The 17,182-nt window shown below is 66.7% G+C and carries 12 protein-coding genes; 8 read left to right on the top strand and 4 right to left on the bottom strand.

Annotation, left to right across the window (positions count from 1 at the left end; all coding sequences use genetic code 11):
* Window positions 1-41: 41 nt before the first annotated feature.
* A complete protein-coding gene (locus AC1DYL_RS07145; protein ID WP_477172587.1) occupies window positions 42-1,022 on the bottom strand; it encodes a tagatose kinase in 981 nt (326 codons plus the stop codon).
* Window positions 1,023-1,344: 322 nt separating this feature from the next.
* Between AC1DYL_RS07145 and AC1DYL_RS07140 the strand changes: the two genes are divergently transcribed.
* Complete coding sequence (locus AC1DYL_RS07140; RefSeq protein ID WP_477172586.1) at window positions 1,345-2,583, top strand: flavin-containing monooxygenase; 1,239 nt, start codon at window positions 1,345-1,347, stop codon at window positions 2,581-2,583.
* A 100-nt stretch (window positions 2,584-2,683) separates the two neighbouring features.
* Here AC1DYL_RS07140 and AC1DYL_RS07135 read toward each other — a convergent pair whose 3' ends face one another.
* The gene (locus tag AC1DYL_RS07135) at window positions 2,684-3,685 is read right to left on the bottom strand and encodes a phosphoribosylaminoimidazolesuccinocarboxamide synthase (RefSeq protein WP_477172585.1); all 1,002 of its coding nucleotides are present in this window, start codon (window positions 3,683-3,685) and stop codon (window positions 2,684-2,686) included.
* Window positions 3,686-3,897: 212 nt separating this feature from the next.
* Here AC1DYL_RS07135 and mepA point away from each other — a divergent pair, with 212 nt between their 5' ends.
* Window positions 3,898-4,737 (top strand): penicillin-insensitive murein endopeptidase, encoded by an 840-nt coding sequence (mepA, locus tag AC1DYL_RS07130; RefSeq protein ID WP_477172584.1) that lies wholly within the window; start codon window positions 3,898-3,900, stop codon window positions 4,735-4,737.
* Between the two features lie 89 nt (window positions 4,738-4,826).
* Here mepA and AC1DYL_RS07125 read toward each other — a convergent pair whose 3' ends face one another.
* Window positions 4,827-7,958 carry an autotransporter domain-containing protein gene (locus AC1DYL_RS07125; protein ID WP_477172583.1) on the bottom strand — a complete coding sequence of 1,044 codons (3,132 nt, stop codon included), beginning with the start codon at window positions 7,956-7,958 and terminating at the stop codon, window positions 4,827-4,829.
* 182 nt (window positions 7,959-8,140) lie between these two features.
* Here AC1DYL_RS07125 and AC1DYL_RS07120 point away from each other — a divergent pair, with 182 nt between their 5' ends.
* A complete protein-coding gene (locus AC1DYL_RS07120) occupies window positions 8,141-9,802 on the top strand; it encodes a winged helix-turn-helix domain-containing protein (protein ID WP_477172582.1) in 1,662 nt (553 codons plus the stop codon).
* A 114-nt stretch (window positions 9,803-9,916) separates the two neighbouring features.
* On the opposite strand, the gene AC1DYL_RS07115 is transcribed toward AC1DYL_RS07120, so the two are convergent.
* A complete protein-coding gene (locus tag AC1DYL_RS07115) occupies window positions 9,917-10,666 on the bottom strand; it encodes a GGDEF domain-containing protein (protein WP_477172581.1) in 750 nt (249 codons plus the stop codon).
* A 391-nt stretch (window positions 10,667-11,057) separates the two neighbouring features.
* Between AC1DYL_RS07115 and AC1DYL_RS07110 the strand changes: the two genes are divergently transcribed.
* The 5 genes from AC1DYL_RS07110 to AC1DYL_RS07090 all read left to right on the top strand — a co-directional run bounded on the left by AC1DYL_RS07110 (window position 11,058) and on the right by AC1DYL_RS07090 (window position 17,171).
* Window positions 11,058-12,659 carry a TIGR04028 family ABC transporter substrate-binding protein gene (locus AC1DYL_RS07110; RefSeq protein ID WP_477172792.1) on the top strand — a complete coding sequence of 534 codons (1,602 nt, stop codon included), beginning with the start codon at window positions 11,058-11,060 and terminating at the stop codon, window positions 12,657-12,659.
* Window positions 12,660-12,721: 62 nt separating this feature from the next.
* Window positions 12,722-13,666 (top strand): ABC transporter permease, encoded by a 945-nt coding sequence (locus AC1DYL_RS07105; RefSeq protein WP_477172580.1) that lies wholly within the window; start codon window positions 12,722-12,724, stop codon window positions 13,664-13,666.
* Window positions 13,663-14,532, top strand: coding sequence for an ABC transporter permease (locus AC1DYL_RS07100; RefSeq protein WP_477172579.1), 870 nt, complete (start codon window positions 13,663-13,665; stop codon window positions 14,530-14,532). Before AC1DYL_RS07105 ends, AC1DYL_RS07100 begins: the two co-directional genes overlap by 4 nt.
* A 1-nt stretch (window position 14,533) precedes the next feature.
* On the top strand, window positions 14,534-16,138 hold the full coding sequence (locus AC1DYL_RS07095; protein WP_477172578.1) for a dipeptide ABC transporter ATP-binding protein: 1,605 nt from the start codon (window positions 14,534-14,536) through the stop codon (window positions 16,136-16,138).
* Window positions 16,131-17,171 (top strand): putative FMN-dependent luciferase-like monooxygenase, encoded by a 1,041-nt coding sequence (locus AC1DYL_RS07090; protein ID WP_477172577.1) that lies wholly within the window; start codon window positions 16,131-16,133, stop codon window positions 17,169-17,171. The genes AC1DYL_RS07095 and AC1DYL_RS07090 overlap by 8 nt, the downstream gene beginning before the upstream one ends.
* The last annotated feature ends 11 nt before the right edge of the window (window positions 17,172-17,182 follow it).

Raw genomic sequence — 17,182 nt, 5'->3', positions numbered from 1 at the left:
GAGCGACCCGCATGACTTGACGCTGGTAAGCTCAGTCGGCGTCACGATCCCCTTGGGGTGGCAGCGATAAACGCGTCGAGTTCGGCCCGCGTCCCAGCGCCTTCCATCGGCCCCCGAACGGTCACATTGCGAGCCCCGGCCGCGCAGGCATAGGTCAGGGCTTTCTCAGGCCCCATACCCAGGCGGCGGCAGGCCACATAGGCACCGCCGAAGCAGTCGCCAGCACCGGTGGCGTCGACCTCGGTCACCATGAATGCCGCAGCGTCTAGGCGGGATCCGTCCCGGCTGAAGCAGGTGGCGCCGTCCACCCCACGCTTCAGCACAACCTCTCCAACACCGAGGTCGAACAGTCGCTGCAGTGCCGCCGCTTCGCCAACGACACCGGCCGCGCGCTCGAGTTCGTCACCGCTCGGCAGGAGGAGGTCCGCTTTTGCCACGAGTTCGGCGAACTGGCGTTCAATCCGCGCGTCTGGCCGCAGTTCCTTGCGAAGATTGGGGTCGACCGAGAGCGTTCCACCCCTCGCCTTGATGATCTCGACAGCTCGGTCAATGACGCTGCAGGCGCTCGGCATCGAGAGGGCTGTGCCCATGACGTGAATGTGGCCAGCGCGGCGGACAAGGGCATCGACCGCGTCATCCCAGCCGAACCTGGACGCAGCCGAGTTGGCGATGTTGTAGACAAAATCCCGCTCGCCGCTCGCACGGTAGCGAACAAACGCACTGCCCGTCGGGTACTCGTGATCGATGGCTACCGCGGACACATCAACTCCGTCCATCCGCAGCCGATCCAGGTTAACTCGACCGAAGTCGTCGTCGCCGACAGCGCCAATCATGGCGGCGCGGCCCCCGAGGCGCCCGCACTGATCAATGAAGATCGCCGGTGCTCCGCTTGGATAGGGACCTACCAGTGGCTGTGCTGCCAGGAACCCCTCGCCGACGGTCGTCGCAACGATCTCGACCAGGATCTCACCGACGCAGGCGGTCGGACCCAGTTCGTCCGGGGACAAGACGGCGTTCTGCATTCGGTATCTACCCGTAGCTGGTGCGTTTGGCGAAATAGGAGGCCAGGTGATCTAAAGGAAGCGATCAGTACCATGCGTCGGCGTCGCCGGGGCAGATGCGACTGCATCCAACTCCGCACAGGGCACGGCTTTGCTCCCGGCGCGCCGACCTTGGCTCGTCGACTATTCCGGCGGGGTGTTCGCCTCGGGTGTGGAGGGGTTGGCGCCGGACCGTGTGGTGGTCGAGCGGTTGTCTGAGCAGCTATCGGTCGAACAGGGCACTGCGTCTCGCCCCAGGGCGCCGGGGCTGCTAGAGTTGCAGCTCGGGGCTTGGGGGGTGCCAATGAGCGATGTCCTCGACGTGGTGGTCATTGGGGCCGGCTGGGCGGGGCTCGGCATCAGTCATGGCCTTAGGCTCTCCCGTATCCCTCATGTCGTTCTGGAGCGCGGTCGAATAGCCGAAACCTGGCGGTCGCAGCGCTGGGACTCCTTTCACTTCAACATTCCCCGAGTACTGACCGTAATGCCCGGTGACCGCTATGACGGCACCGATCCAGAAGGAGCGATGACCCGCGACGAGTTTGTCAGCATGCTGGAGGGCTACGTGTCACGGAACAGCCTGCCCGTACATGTCGGGGAGCCGGTGACCGAAGTGGCGCCCGACGGCGCCGACGGCTACCTCGTGCGGACGCCGAGCCGGACGCTGACGGCCCGAAACGTGGTCGTCGCCAGCGGCAGCCTCAACCGACCAAGGAGGCCCGCGGTGTCGCAGCAGATCCCCTCATTCATCCGCCAGATAGATGCTTCCGAGTACCGCTCAACTGCGGCTCTCGGGACCGGGGCCGTGCTGGTGGTGGGCAGCGGCCAGTCTGGCGGTCAGATCGCCAAGGACCTTGCGGACGCCGGCCGCCAGGTCTTCCTCGCGACCAGCAGGATCGGCCGGATCCCGCGGCGCCATCGGGGTCGGGACGTTACCCTGTGGCTGGTGGAGTTCGGCCTGCTGGACACGCGGCGGGAAGACATCGTCCTGCCGTCCGGCGCAATCCCCGCCCGGCCGCTGCAGGGTGCACTCGAAACCATCAGCCTGCAGTCGCTCAGCGCCCAGGGCGTGGTACTGCTCGGCAGGCTGGTGAGCATGGACAGTGGAGCGGTGACCTTCGCGGGCGACGTCGCCGAGAATATCCGGTTTGCCGACGAGAATTCGGCGGCGTTGCGCCAACGGATCGATGACCATATCGCGCGACACGGCATCGCGGCGCCACCCGCGAGCGACGATCCGGCCGACGTCGTGCCACCGAAGATTCCGTCCCCGCCGATCACCTCGCTCGATCTCGAGGCGAGGGGCATCAGCACTATTGTCTGGTGCACCGGCTTTGACGGCGATTTCAGCTGGCTCAAAATTCCCGGCGCTGTCGGCGCGGACCAGCAGCCGGCGCACGTCGACGGCATCGGCGCCGCAAGCGGGATCTATTTCGCCGGCCTCGACTTCGCTTCGACCCGCAAGTCGGGAACGATCCTGGTGAGCACTGAGGAATCGCGCGCGATAGTGGGGCATATACGTCGGCGGCTTGGCCAACCGTGAAGGCAAGGCCGCAGCGGTCGTCTGCTTTGCGCCAGAAGGGATCGGCTCCTTCGCCCTTTGTGCATTCCGGCTTCCCACACGCACGTCCGCTACTCGCCACCTATTCAGGATGGCTCTCAACGCCCGTGAAAAGCCCCAGGGCCGTCAGCACGCGTTCGTGCACCGACGGAGTCGGCGGAGGCGGCTCGAATGTGCGCCCGGTGATCCGCTCGTAGGCCTCGACGTAGGTCAGTGCGGTCTTCCAGATCAGCTCCGGGGGGATTTCCGGGACATCATCCTTGTACGGATCACATCGCGCGGCGACCCACTCGCGGATCACGTCCTTGTCGAAGCTGTCCGGGCGCTCCCCGGCGGCGAGGCGCTGGGGATAGGTGTCGGCTCGCCAGTAGCGGCTGGAATCGGGGGTGTGGATCTCGTCGGCGAGGCGGAGGGTTCCCTCGGCATCGAGCCCGAACTCATACTTGGTGTCGGCGAGGATCAGGCCGCGTTCGGCGGCCAGCGCCTGGCCCCGGGCGAACAGCGCGAGGGCGGCTTCGCTCACCTGCCGCCACTGGGCTTCGCTAAGCAGACCGCGCGCCAGGATCTCGCGTTCGGTCAGCGGCTCGTCATGAGCACCGTCGGCGGCCTTGCTGGTGGGTGTGATGATCGGCATCGCGAGCGCCTGGTTGGCGACGAGGCCGTCGGGCAGCGACTGCCCGTACATCTGCCGGCGGCCAGCCCGATACATGGTCAGGATCGAGGTGCTGGTGGTGCCCGCCAGGTACCCGCGCACGACAACCTCCACCGGCAGGATCTCGAGGCGCCGGCCGACGACGATGTTCGGGTCGGGGGTGTCCAGCACGTGGTTGGGGCAGATGTCGGCGGTCTCTTCGAAGGCCCAGCGGGCTATGCCATTCAGCACCTGGCCCTTGAACGGAACGCAGCACAGCACCCGGTCGAACGCCGACAGGCGGTCGGAGGTGACGAGGATGCGCCGCCCGTCCGGCAGGTCGTAATTGTCGCGCACCTTGCCGCGGTAGAGGCCGGGCAGGCGCGGGTCGATCGCCTCCCTCAGGACCTGGTGTCTGCTGGCGGCGAGCCTCGTTTCGTCGATCGTGGACATGGTGGTTTCCTGACGGAGTATGGGCCTCGGCACCGACCCAAGCCCACTTTCCAGCGTATCGCATCTGCCGGGTTGATCGGCCACACCTTTTGCCGGGCCGCCATCACCGGCGGCGCTACTGGGGTGGCAATAGCTGAGACGGTGTGCGCTGGCAGCCGCGGGCCACATACGCTGCTATGATCACGGTGATTCACAACGGCGATGGCCCGATCATGCTCCGCCTCCTTTGCTGCCTACTCGGCATCCTCCTGCTGGGCTCACCAGCACTCGCCCAGCAGCCTGCCCGTGACCTCTTCGGCGCCGTAACCGGCCCTACCACAGGTCCCTCCATCCCGGTCGGCGGCTATGCCAAGGGCTGCATCGCAGGGGCGGTGCAACTGCCCACGGATGGCCCGGGCTGGCAGGCGATGCGGCTGTCGCGCGATCGCCGATGGGGGACGCCGGACCTCGTCGACTACATCGCGGCGCTCGCCCGATCCTCCGCGCAGGATGGCTGGCCGGGTATCCTGGTGGGCGATATGGGGCAGGCGCGGGGAGGGCCGATGAAAAGCGGACACGCCTCGCACCAGATCGGCCTCGATGTCGATATCTGGCTGCAACCGATGCCCGATCACACGCTCAGCGCCGCGGAGCGCGAGGACCTCTCCGCCGTATCGGTGCTGCGGAAGGGCACGCGCAACGTCGACCCCAAGCTGTTCGGCGAAGCGGAGCGGCTGCTTATCTATCGCGCTGCGCAGTTGCCGGGCGTCGCGCGCATCTTCGTCGCCCCCGGCATCAAGAAGTCGCTGTGCGCGACCAAGTGGCGCGACCCGAGCTTCCTCAACAAGGTGCGTCCCTGGTACGGTCATGACGACCATTTCCACGTCCGCCTCGCCTGCCCGGCAGGCGCCACGAACTGTCTCAATCAGGACCCGGTACCCTCAGGCGATGGCTGCGGCGAGGAGCTCGACTACTGGTTCACCGAAGAGCCCTACAAGCCCACCACACCGTCCCCACCGCTCACGCTGGCCGACTTGCCAAAGGCCTGTCAGATGGTTCTCGACGCGAAGTAGCCGCCTGAACGTCCGCTTCGTGCCAGAAGCGGACGTCGGGTATCGCCGCAACGGCGACCGCAAGGGGACGCGGTCGCGTGTCGTCGATATCAGAACTGGCCGCCGAGACGAGCGCTGATGCCGTGCGACTGCCCCTGCGTTGAGATCTGGCCCGCATAGTCCAGCGATACATCGAGGCCATTGGCGAGGTCGAGGTTGAACCCCGTCTCGAGCACCAGCGCATCCGACCCGGCGGGCGCCCCGGAGACGGCAAAAGCTCCGCCGCCGGCAAAGGCGTTGCTGGCCACCGGGGAGCTGGCAAAGCCATGCCGCCAGGCGAGACCACCGCTCACGCCTGCCAGTCCGTCCTCTCCCACGAGGAACTGGTGCTCGGCGCGCAGCCCGAGCGTCGCGAAGGTGGAGCTGATGAAGTTTGCACTGCTCGACAGAGCCGACGCGCCGCCCTGTTCGGTGAAGGCGTCCGTCGCCGTGCCGCTATAGGCCAGTTGGGCGAACGGCGTGAGGCTCACATCACCCAGGTCGAACTCGCGGTCGATCTCGGCGAACACTTGCCCAGTCGTCGCGCCATAGCTGGCGGTGAGGGTTTCGGCGAAGCCCGGGAACTGCACCTGCCGCGTGGTGGCGACCGCGTGCCGCGTGAACGAGGCGCCCAAGCCGAACCCGGTATCGCCCCATTGCGTGCCACCATAGACGCCGAGGCCCACATCGGTGCTCGAGCCCGTCGTGGCGCGATCCGGGATCGAGAAGTCCGAACTGCCCGCCTGCGCCGAGAAGCCGAGCTGCCAGTCGCCGATCTCGGTCTCGGTGCCCAGCACCAGCCCCCCGCCACCGAACGAGGACGCCGCCGCGTTGCCGTCGCCGGCGCGGTCGCCCAGGCCGCCATACAGCTGTCCCCAGAGTTTCCCCGCATAGGCCCTCTCACCCGAAAGCATGGGCTCGCTGGCATAGCCGCTCGCCGCCCCGGTCATTTCGGGCGCGGAGCGAAGTGTCTGCAGCCGGCCGAGCAGCGCGTCGCGCACGAGGTTCGAGTTTTCCACCAACATGCCCCTGATGGTCGCGTGCCCCTCGCCGGAGAGCGCCTCATAGGCGGCCTGGGCCTCCGTCTGGTTGAGCCCGAGGATCGCGTCGTAGATGGTGTTGCCGGCCCCCAGCGCCTCCACCGCGCTGGCGACATTTGCCTCGTTCGGCGTGGCGGCGACGTCGGCAAACGCCACGGCATTGCGTGCGAGCTCGAGATTGACGCGGGAGTTGGTGTAGTCAAGCGTCGGCGTGATGAACGCGTAGTCAAGGCCGCTGGTGTCGAAGCTGTCGTAGAGCGCGCCATCCGTCTCGAGGATGGTGTAGGTGCCAAGCGCGCTCCCGTGCCGCACCACGGTGAGGTGAGCATTGCCGAGGTATGCGTCTCCGGTGACGTGAATGAGATCGTTGACGCCGTCGCCGATGTCGGCCACGTAAGTCGAAGGCGCATCGACAAACAGGCCACCGTCGACCGTCAGCGTGCCGGCCGAATCATGTCCGGGCGCGATGATGCCACCCAAGTGCGTTTCGCCGACGGTGCCGGTGCCGCCCAATGTGCCGGCGACATAGGTGGTGCCGGCTAGCGTGCCGTCGACGAGCAGAGTGCCGGCGGCAACGTAAGTAAGGCCGCTAAAGCCACTGGCATCGCCGGTCAGCACCGTCGTGCCGGGTCCCATCTGCAGGATCGTGCCCCGGCCGCTCATCGGGAGCGAGAAGTCATACTCGGCGTCGGTGTGGTTGAAGACCAGCGCGCTGCCGCTTTGGAAGTTGATCTTGTCGGCGTCGAGCGTGCCCGCCGCCACCGCCGTCTGGCCCAACGCGGCGCCAATGTTCAGCCTGCCGTAGGCACCGATATCGAGGTCGTCGTCATTGTTGACCGTCGCGCCGTTGCTAATGGTGAGCGTGCCAGTCGCGAGGGTACCGAGATGCATGTGGTCGTAATTCGTCCAGGTCGAGCCGACGCCGTCCACGACGACTGTACCGGTTCCACCGCTGTCAACGTCACCGATGCGGGCCTCGAGGCTCGTGACGTGGCCACCATTGGTGATCGTCAGCGCGCCGCTGCCATACGATCCTACCAAAAGGTTACGGCCGACGGTCCAGCTCGACCCCGCCCCGTCCGCGGTGACAACACCAGTACTGCCTGGCTCGCCGCCGATATACCCATCCACGGTCGTGTGCACAGCGCCACCGTCCGCGATCGTGAGCGTGCCGTGGCCTTCTAGGCCCACGGCAAGGTCGTTGCCATTCGTCCAGGTCGAGCCCGCGCCGCTCACGGTGACGACGCCGGTGCTCCTCAAATAGTAGCCGATGGCGCTGTCGTCGCTGGTCACCGCGCCACCGTTGCTGATGGTGAGCGTGCCGTCGCCGCTGTCGCCGACCCTGAGTTCACCGGCCGTCCAGCTCGAGCCCGCGCCGTCCACCGTGGCGATGCCGACACCTCCGGCGTTCTCGCCGATGAACGCGGTACCCCCCGTAGTGACCGTGCCGCCGTTGCTGACTGTCAGTGTGCCGGTGCCACCGTTTCCCACGATAAGATGGCCAAACAAGCCGGCGGTCGACAGGCTCGACCCCGCGCCATCCACGGTGACGAAGCCAACACCCCCGGCGTTCTCGCCGATGACAGCGTAGCCCGCACTCACGCTGCCGCCGTTGCTGATGTCCAGCGTCCCGGCGCCGAGAAATCCTACCGAGAGCCCACCGGTCGTCGACAGGCTCGACCCGGCCCCGGTGACGATCACCAGGCCGGTACCGCCGGATAGGGTGCCAATGGAGTAGCCGCTGCGGCTATCCACGGCGGTGCCGCCGTTGCTGACAGTGAGCGTACCGCGGCCACCGTATCCTACCGTGAGACCGCTGTCCCAGGTCGAGCCAGGACCGGTGACCTCGATGGCGCCACTGTCACCGGAAGACGTGCCGAGGATGCCAGGGTCGGGTGTGGCATGGCCGCCATTCGTCACCTGCGCGGTGCCGCCATTGTCGATCGCGAACAGCGTGAAGGGTCCAGGAACGAGGTGGCCGTCCCAGTTCGCCGGGTCGAACCAGTCGCCTGCGCCAGGATTGATCCATTCAGCGGCCCAGGCCGGTGCCGTGGTCGCGGCGCTCAACGCCGTCGTGATCAGCAGCAGCGCCCGTAGACGCGGGGCGACCGATGCGCGGCGCGGCGCGCTCGCCGTTTCCGGCCCGTGTGACAGATGGTTCAACAACGTTCATGCCCCCGTGCCCGAACTTCGGGCTATATCCTCCTCACACCCGGGTGCGCCTGCCGTCCTGAAGCGGCGGCGACCGCCGCCTGATTTTTTTCTGAAATCTGCTTTTCGCTTCGCCCTATAGGATTGAAACTCGGTAGATGCTGTCGCGTGGGACCGATCGGGGGATCTTGGGGATGCGCGTGTTCCGCTTTGCTGGATTCGAGCTCGATGAGCCGCGTGCCGAGCTTCGCGGGCCCGGCGGCGCGCCGATAAAGCTCAGGCCGAAGGCCTTCGACCTGCTGCGGTTGCTGGCCGCCAATGCGGGACGAGTGGTCAGCAAGCAGGAGCTGATGGAAGCCGTCTGGCCCAATGTCCACGTGAGCGACGACAGCCTGTTCCAGTGCATCCGTCAGCTCAGGGCCGCATTGAGCGACGACGAGCGGCAATTGATCAGGGGCGTCGCGGGGCGCGGCTACCTGTTCGAAGCCAAGGTTTCGAGCGACCCGGTCGGCGCGCCTGAGGCATTTGCGGCATCGGCTGAGCCCAACGGCGAAAAGCGGGTCGGCGGAGCGCAACTCGGCTTCGGATTGCGGCGGCGTTGGATGATCGGGATCGTCGCCGGGCTCGCGGCCGTCATCGGATTGACCGTCGCGGTGCTCGCATTGCTGTCCCCGCCGGGCCCGGCCAGCATCGCCGTGACCGCAATGCTCGATGTGAGCGGGGATACACGCGGCAGCACCATGGCGGCCGCAGTGAGCAGCCAGTTGGTCGACGGGCTGGGGCGGATCGACAACCTCCGCGTCATCGACCCAGAGTCGGCTGCCTCGGGAGGGGAGTCGACCTTCGCCATCGACGGCGAGCTCAGCAAGCAGCAGCAGCTATGGACCCTCAAGGCCCGGCTGATCGAGCGGGCCACGGGCGAGGTCCGGTCCGTCGCCACCGTGTCGGTCGATAGCTCCGCGCTTAGCCCGCTGCTTCAGCAATCCCGGCTCGTCGCCGGCGTCGGCGATATCTTCGCCCGGCGCCTCAACGCGCTGCTCGAGGACGATTCGCGCGGCGACGGGGCCCCGGCCACGACCAGTGGAAAGGTTGCCATCGAGCAGGCTGCGGCCTCGATCACCCAGACCACACCCGAGCGCTTCGCGGCGGCCGAGGCGATGCTCGAGAAGGCCCTCGCGACAGAACCCCGCAGCACGGACCTGCAGGTCGCGCTCGCCGGGCTGCAGCTGCGCGGCATTCAGATGGCCTGGTACGGCCCGGCCGAGCGCGCCGCGGCAGAGAGCAGCGCGCGGGCGCTGCTGCAGCAGGCGATGATCGCCCGGCCCCGCTCGATCGCCGTACTCGAGGCGCAGTGCCGGCTCCTGAGCGCGACCAACGCCTTCATCGAGAGCCTCGTCGCCTGCGGACAGGTTGCGCGCTTCGATCCCTGGGACGGCTCGGCCCTCTACCTCATCGGGCTTGGCCAGTTGTATCTCGGACGGTTCGAGGACGCGCTGGCGACGTTCGAAACCGCCGACCGCTACGACACGCCCTCGGTCTCGCGCTGGACCTGGCTGCTCGGGGTCGGCTGGGCAAACCTGCTGCTCGGACGCAACGCTGAGGCGGTGCCGTGGCTGGAGCGCTCGATCGCCGTCACTCCCGGTTCCGGGCGGACACAGATGACACTGGCCGTGGCCTATCAGCGTCTCGGTCGGCTGGAGGAGGCGAAGGCCAGCATGGCGGAGGGCCTGCGCCTCAGGCCCGGCTCGACTGCTGCCAACGTCCGGATTCCGATGGACAATGCGAGCCCGGCCTTTATCGCCGCAAGTACCGAGATCTGGCGCACGATGGTCCTGCTCGGCCTGCCCGATCGCTGACGCTAGCCGGACCTTTTACGTCGACCACTAACGCGCGACCCGGGGAGACGTGCACCTATTCCCTTGGGTCCGCTTAGGGCCAGAGGCGGACATTAGCAGTGAACCCACCGGCGCTCAGGCGACCTGTCGAATATCGATCCGGTTTCGACCACTGGTTTTCGCCGCGTAGAGGCATTTGTCCGCAGCCAAGAACAACTCGTCGAAACTTGTCTCGTGAACGAAAATTGCGCCTCCAACGCTGACCGAGAGGCTTCTGCTCGCGCCGCCGACTGGGAAATCGATCTGCTCAATTGAGGCCCGTATCTTCTCCGCCACTGCCGCCGCCTGCTGCGGATTTGCGCCTGGAAGAAAGATCCCGAACTCTTCGCCACCGATCCGACCGACCAGGTCTGTTGAGCGCACCGCGCCCTGTATGGTGTCGGCTATGATCTGCAAAGCCGCATCGCCCTGCTGGTGTCCCAGCGTGTCGTTGATGCGCTTAAAGTGGTCGGCGTCGACCACTAGCAGCGAGCCGGACCTTAGGCTCGCCTCTTTCTTGGCTTCCGTCAGGTAGGCGTCCACCATCATCGTGAAGGCGCCGCGGTTCAGCACCCGGGTGAGGCTATCGGTAGAGGCAATGACGGTCAGGTTCTTATGTGCAATTGCGAGCTGCCGCATCTTGGAGAGCAGCAAGAACAGCAATGGCCCCGCGAGGAACGCTGGCAGCAGCAAGTCGACAAGAACCGACCGTGTGAGAGCATCGTGGGACAGCGTCGGAAAGTTGGGTGCATCCACGATGAGCGCAGCTGCGATGCACAGGATCGTGCCGGCCGAGGTGCCAAGGATGACCTTGGTCCAACCCGTTGCGGAAAGGTCGAGCTTCACAGCCTGATCTCCAGTAGCCACAGCGCAGAGGCCAGTGTCTCAATCATTTGTTAATAAGATCCCACCGCGCTGACGCGACGGGGAGCGGCCCCCGACTGGCGTCGCTCGATGTCCGCTTCGGGCCACAAGCAGTCACCGGAGGCGCACCCAGAGCGGACGCCCCGCAGCGCCGGTTTGCGTACGCGTGCTCCCCGGGCTGGGATCGAGGGATACTTCTTCCGGGCCCGGCACCTGACATAGACTACTTTTTCGATAGAGTTTATTGCGAAACTAGGAATTGGCGCTACCCTTCTGCGTGTCATCCGGTCCGCCGGGTGAGCACGCTCACAAGGAGGCAACATTGTCACGCACCGTTCTCAACCTCACCCGCCGCTCGGCTCTGAAAGGCGTCATGGGGACGCTGCTGGCCGGCATGGTGGCTTTTCCGGCCCTCGCACAGGAGGCGGCGCCAGTCACCGGCGGCACGTTGATCTACCTGGAGCAGCAGGCCCACACGAACCTCTATCCCCCCGCTGGCGGCTTCTATCCGAACGGTGGCGTGCTCAACCAGATCACCGACAAGCTGACCTACCAGAACCCGCAGACGCTCGAGATCGAGCCGTGGCTGGCCGAAAGCTGGCAGGTGAACGACACTGCCACCGAGTACACGTTCAAGCTCCGCCCCGGCATCACCTTCTCCGATGGCACCCCGCTCGACGCCAAGGCGGTGGCCGCCAATTTCGACATCTTCGGGCTGGGCAACAAAGAGCTGAAATATCCGGTCTCCGAGGTCATCAACAACTACGACCACTCCGAGGTGGTCGACGACCTGACGATCAAGTTCCATTTCAAGAAGCCCTCGCCGGGCTTCCTCCAGGGCACCGCGGTGATCGGCTCGGGCATCGTCTCGGTCGCGACGCTGGCTCAGCCGTATGATGCGCTTGGCGACGCCGCCAAGATCGTCGGCTCCGGCCCGTTCGTGGTCGAGAGCGAGACCCTGGGCAAGGAGCTGAACCTTAGGGCACGCGCCGACTACAACTGGGGCCCGGCAAAGTTCGAGCACCAGGGCCGCGCCTATCTCGATGCCATCAAGTACATCATCACCCCCGAGGACAGCGTCCGCATCGGCGCCCTGCTTGCCGGCCAGGCCGACGTCATCCGCCAGATCCAGGCCTATGACGAGCCGCAGGTGAACGACGCCGGCTTCGAGATCTTTGCGCCCAACACCCGCGGCGTGAACAACTCGATTGCCTTCCGTCCGGACAACCCGCTGGTCGCCGACCTGAAGGTGCGGCAGGCGCTGACGCTGGCCACCAACCGCCAGGAGATCGTCGATACGCTGTTTTCGGCCAACTATCCGCTGGCCACCTCGGTGATCTCGCAGCACGCCGCCGGCTATGTCGATGAGTCCAGTAAGCTCGTCTTCGACCAGGAGAAGGCCAAGGCGCTGTTCGCCGAAGCGGGCTGGACGCCGGGCGCTGATGGCATTCTCGAGAAGGACGGCAAGAAGTTCGAGCTGACCATCTACGTGTCGCTGCCGCAGCCGCAGAACGAGCGCGTGCTGCAGCTGGTGGCCCAGCAGTGGGCGCAGATCGGCGTGAAGCTCAATGTGCTGGCCGGTGACGCCGGCAGCCGTACGCTCGACCAGCTCGATCCGCTGAAGACGCCGGTCACCGTGGCGATGGTCGGCCGCGCCGACCCTGACGTGATCAAGTCCGGTTTCTATCCCAAGAACCGTGACTGGCTGCTGCAGAAGGGTGGCTCGAGCGACAAGGTCCAGAGCTTCGTCGACGACAAGTTGAACGGCCTGCTCGAGGGCCTCGCCTCCGAGACCGACCGTGCCAAGCGCCTCGCCATCGCCGGCGAAATCCAGGGCTACGTGCTCGACCAGGCCTACATCATCCCGTTCTTCGAGGAGCCGCAGGCCTTCGCCACGGCCCCCTACGTGAACGGGCTGGCCTTCGAGGCCGTCGGCCGGCCGAGCTTCTACAACGTGTGGCTCGCTGCCCACTGATCTCCCCCCAAGTCCCGGGCTGCAACGCCCGGGGCCACCCCCTTGTTTTCGGAGCGCCGCCAATGTCGCGCTACATCCTGAGCCGGATCGGACAGGCCCTCTTCGTCCTCTGGGTCGCCTTTACCGCCGCCTTCCTGCTGCTGCAGGCGCTGCCCGGCGACGCCATCCTGATCAAGTTCCAGAGCCCCGACCTTGGCCTCGGTCCCGAGCAGATCGCCGCTCTGCGCGAGGCGTACGGCGTCGATAGCCCGCTCTGGGCGCAGTACCTGCAGACGCTCGGCAATTTCCTCACCGGCCAGTTCGGCTACTCGGTGGTCGGCTCGATCCCGGTGGCGCAGGAGCTGCTGGCTAACCTCCCGGCCACCGCCCGCCTCGCGAGCCTTGGCTTCACCCTCGCCGTGCTCCTCGCCTTCACCCTCGCGTTCCTCGCGACGCTCGCGCCCTTCAAGTGGCTGCGCGGCGCCATCCAGGCGATCCCGGCGCTGTTCATCTCCGTTCCGGTGTTCTGGCTGGGCATTATGCTGATCCAGATCTTCTCGTTCCGCTTGAAGTGGATCTCGGTGATCAACCCCGGCGAGATCGAAGGGCTGATCCTGCCGGTGATCACTCTCGCCATCCCGATCTCGGCACCGCTGGCGCAGATCCTGATGCGCAATATCGATGAAGCCTCGACGCAGCCCTTCGTCGCCGTGGCCCGCGCCAAGGGCGCTTCGCCCAGCTGGGTGCTGTGGAAGCACGTGGCCAAGAACGCCCTGCTGCCGACACTGACTATCGCCGGCATCCTCTTTGGCGAGCTGCTCGCCGGCGCGGTGATCACCGAAACCGTCTTCGGCCTCAACGGCATCGGCGGGCTCACCGAACGCTCAGTGCGCTTCCAGGATTCCTCGGTGATCCAGGCAGTCGTCGTGTTCTCGGCCGCTGCCTTCGTGATCGTCAATCTCGCCGTCGACCTTCTCTATCCCGTCTTCGATCCGCGCCTCAGGAAGGCCAGGAGAGCAACAGCATGAGCAGCATCGGTACCGTGGACGGCTTCGTTGCTACGAGCCGGTACCGCGAACGTTCGAGCCTCGTCGCCCGCCTCAGGCACGTCCAGCCCGCCCTAGTCGTTGCCTGGATCGTCGTTGCCGTCGTCGTGCTCTTCGCGCTGTTCCCACAGCTCTTCACCAGCTTCAACCCGGTGCAGGGCCTGCCGGCCGAAAAACTGAAGGCCCCGAGTGCGCTGCACATCCTGGGCACCGATGCGCTCGGCCGCGACCTCTTTGCCCGCATCGTCTACGGTGCAGTGCACTCGCTCACCGGCGCGTTCGTCGCCGTGGCGGTGGGGCTGGTTCTTGGCACCGCGCTCGGCGTCGTCGCCGGCTCGACCGGCGGCCTCGTGGAAGAGGCGATCATGCGGCTCGTCGACGTGCTGCTGTCGATCCCCGGCCTGCTGCTGATGCTCTCGATCATCATCCTTCTCGGCTTCGGCACGGTGAACGCTGCGATCGCCGTCGGCATCACATCGGTCGCGAGCTTTGCCCGCCTGTCGCGCTCCGAAGTCGTGCGCATTCGCCGCTCCGATTATGTCGAGGCCGCCTTCGGCTCGGGCGGCACCTTCGTTGCCGTACTCTGGCGCCACGTGCTGCCCAACTCGCTGGTCTCGGTGCTGGCCTTTGCCGCGCTGCAGTTCGGCAGCGCCATTCTTGCCATCTCGACCCTCGGCTTTCTCGGCTATGGCGCGCCGCCGCCGACGCCCGAATGGGGTCTGCTGATCGCGGAGGGCCGCAACTACATCTCGACGGCCTGGTGGCTGACCACCGCGCCCGGCATCGTCGTCGTGCTGGTGGTGCTCTCGGCCAACCGCATCAGCCAGTCGCTGGCGAGGGGCCGCTGAGATGACGACGCCCCTTCTCGCCGTCGAAAACCTCTCCGTCGCCTACGACGAGCGCGACCACGCCACCCGCGTCACCCACGATGTGAGCTTCACCATCGCTCCCGGCGAAGTGGTGGCGCTGGTCGGCGAATCCGGCTCGGGCAAGACCACCACCGCCCAGGCGGTGATCGGGCTCCTGCCCGAGAACGGCCGCATCGAAACCGGCAGCATCCGGCTCAACAGCGAGGACATCTCGCGCTGGTCCGGCAAGCGCTTCGATGCTATCCGCGGCAAGCAGATCAGCCTCATCCCGCAGGACCCCACCAGCTCGCTCAACCCGGTGAAGACCGTCGGCGCGCAGGTCGGCGAAATCCTCCGCATCCACGGCGAGCGCGACAGCAAGATCATCGCGGCCCGTGTCATCGAGCTCCTCGGCCGCGTCGGCCTTTCCGAGCCCGCGCTTCGGGCTAAGCAATACCCGCATGAGCTCTCGGGCGGCATGAGGCAGCGCGTGCTGATCTCCATTGCCATCGCGCTGAAGCCGCAGCTGATCATCGCCGACGAGCCAACCTCGGCGCTCGACGTCACCGTGCAGCGCCGCATCCTCGATCTGATCGACGAACTGCGCCGCGAGAACGGCACGGCCATGCTGCTGGTGACCCACGACCTGGGCGTCGCTGCCGACCGTGCCGACCGCATCGTGGTGCTGCAGGGCGGCCGCATCCAGGAGACCGGCGAGACCCAGGCGCTGCTGGCCAACCCACGCAGCCCCTACGCGCAGCGGCTGCTCGCCGACGCCCCTTCGCTCGCCACCGGCAGTTTCCGTACCCCACCGCTCGACGGCGACGACGCCATCATCGTCGATAGCCTCGTCCACGATTATCACGCCGATGGCCGGAAGGGTTTTCGCGCTGTCGACGGCGTCTCCTTCACCGTCCGCCGCGGCACCACCCATGCCATCGTCGGCGAGAGCGGCTCGGGCAAGACCACCACCGTTCGCGACGTCGTCGGCTTTGGCCGGCCCACCGCCGGCGCCATCCGCATCGAGGGCACCGATATTGCCTCGCTGAAGGGCGAGGCGCTGCGCAAGTTCCGGCAGACCATCCAGCTGGTCTACCAGAACCCCTTCTCCTCGCTCGATCCGCGCCAGACCGTCTTCTCGATCGTCGAGGAGCCGCTGATCAATTTCGGCGAGCGAGACGCCGCCGCCCGGGCTAGGAAGGTCAACGCCCTGCTCGAGCGCGTCGGCCTGCCCGAACCGCTCCGCGGCCGCCGCCCGCGCGCCCTCTCCGGCGGCCAGCGTCAGCGTGTCGCCATCGCCCGCGCGCTGATCCTCGACCCCAAAGTGCTGGTGCTCGACGAGGCGGTCTCCGCCCTCGACGTCACCGTGCAGGCCCAGATCCTGAAGCTCCTCGACGAGCTGCAGCGCGAGCGCGGCCTCACCTACCTCTTCGTCTCGCACGATCTCGCCGTGGTGCGGCAGATCTCGGACACCGTGTCGGTCCTCCACAATGGCCGGCAGGTCGAAGCCGGCCGGGTGGAGGAGGTCTTCCTTCGCCCGCAAAGTGCCTACACCCGCGAACTCATCGACGCCATTCCCGGAAAGCGGAGCCACGCCAATGCCTGACACCATCCCGAAGCGCCTCGGCTTCTTCACCCGGCTGCTCGATGACACCGGCCCCGGCGAGCGCTACCACAACGCCGCCGACCAGATCGTCCACGCCGAGCAGCACGGCTTCGACACCGCCTGGGTGGCGCAGCACCATTTCCATCGCGACGAGGGCGGCCTGCCGGCGCCGCTGGTGTTCCTGTCCTATGTCGCGGCGCGCACCTCGCGTATCCGCCTCGGCACCGGCATCATCACGCTGCCGCTCGAACAGCCGATCCGCGCCGCCGAGGACGCCGCCGTCCTCGACCTGCTCTCGGGCGGCCGGCTGGAGCTGGGCCTCGGCTCGGGCGGCACGCCGTCCTCGTTCACGGCCTTCGGCTTCGACGTGGCTGACAAGAACGCCATCTACGACAAGCACCTCGCCACGTTCCGCACCGCGCTCTCCGGCTCGCCAATCACCGGCGACACCAAGCTCTATCCCCCCGCGCCGCATCTGCTCGAACGCTTCTGGCAGGCGACGTTTTCGGTCGCCGGTGGTACCCGGGCCGGTAAGGCCGGCGACGGGCTGATGCTGTCGCGGACCCAGCCACGGCCGGCCGACAACCCCAAGGCCAGCCTCGCCGATCTGCAACGTCCGATCGTCGACGCCTATTACGAGCACCTGCCGCGCGAGATTGCGCCGCGCATCGTCGCCTCGCGCACCCTGTTCGTCGCCGACAACCGCGACGAAGCCCGGCACTATGCCGAGATCGGGCTCAGGAAGGCCGCTGCAGGACTCGCCAAGAGCGGCCATCGCTTCGAGAGCGACGATCTCGACCACCTGATCGCCGCCACCGACACCCATGTCGGCACCATCGAGGATGTTCTGGCGAGCCTCCATCGCGACACGACGCTGTCGCGCGTCACCGACATCGTCTTCCAGGTGCACTCGGTCGATCCGCCGCACGAACTGGTGCCGCGCTCGATCGAACTGATCGCCGCCCATGTCGCGCCCCAGCTCGGCTGGCAGAAGGCCGACAAGCCGGCCCCGCGCCTCAGCGTCGTCCGCTAATTTCAGAAGGA

This window comes from Devosia sp. P1_H9, assembly GCF_056405135.1.
This window is presented reverse-complemented; position numbering and strand designations above follow the sequence as displayed.

Excerpts from the sequence above, each read along its gene's own strand:
- AC1DYL_RS07145 (WP_477172587.1), bottom strand. The coding sequence starts at position 1,022 with ATGCAGAACGCCGTCTTGTCCCCGGACGAACTGGGTCCGACCGCCTGC.
- AC1DYL_RS07140 (WP_477172586.1), top strand. The coding sequence starts at position 1,345 with ATGAGCGATGTCCTCGACGTGGTGGTCATTGGGGCCGGCTGGGCGGGG.
- AC1DYL_RS07135 (WP_477172585.1), bottom strand. The coding sequence starts at position 3,685 with ATGTCCACGATCGACGAAACGAGGCTCGCCGCCAGCAGACACCAGGTC.
- mepA (WP_477172584.1), top strand. The coding sequence starts at position 3,898 with ATGCTCCGCCTCCTTTGCTGCCTACTCGGCATCCTCCTGCTGGGCTCA.
- AC1DYL_RS07120 (WP_477172582.1), top strand. The coding sequence starts at position 8,141 with ATGCGCGTGTTCCGCTTTGCTGGATTCGAGCTCGATGAGCCGCGTGCC.
- AC1DYL_RS07110 (WP_477172792.1), top strand. The coding sequence starts at position 11,058 with ATGGGGACGCTGCTGGCCGGCATGGTGGCTTTTCCGGCCCTCGCACAG.
- AC1DYL_RS07105 (WP_477172580.1), top strand. The coding sequence starts at position 12,722 with ATGTCGCGCTACATCCTGAGCCGGATCGGACAGGCCCTCTTCGTCCTC.
- AC1DYL_RS07100 (WP_477172579.1), top strand. The coding sequence starts at position 13,663 with ATGAGCAGCATCGGTACCGTGGACGGCTTCGTTGCTACGAGCCGGTAC.
- AC1DYL_RS07095 (WP_477172578.1), top strand. The coding sequence starts at position 14,534 with ATGACGACGCCCCTTCTCGCCGTCGAAAACCTCTCCGTCGCCTACGAC.
- AC1DYL_RS07090 (WP_477172577.1), top strand. The coding sequence starts at position 16,131 with ATGCCTGACACCATCCCGAAGCGCCTCGGCTTCTTCACCCGGCTGCTC.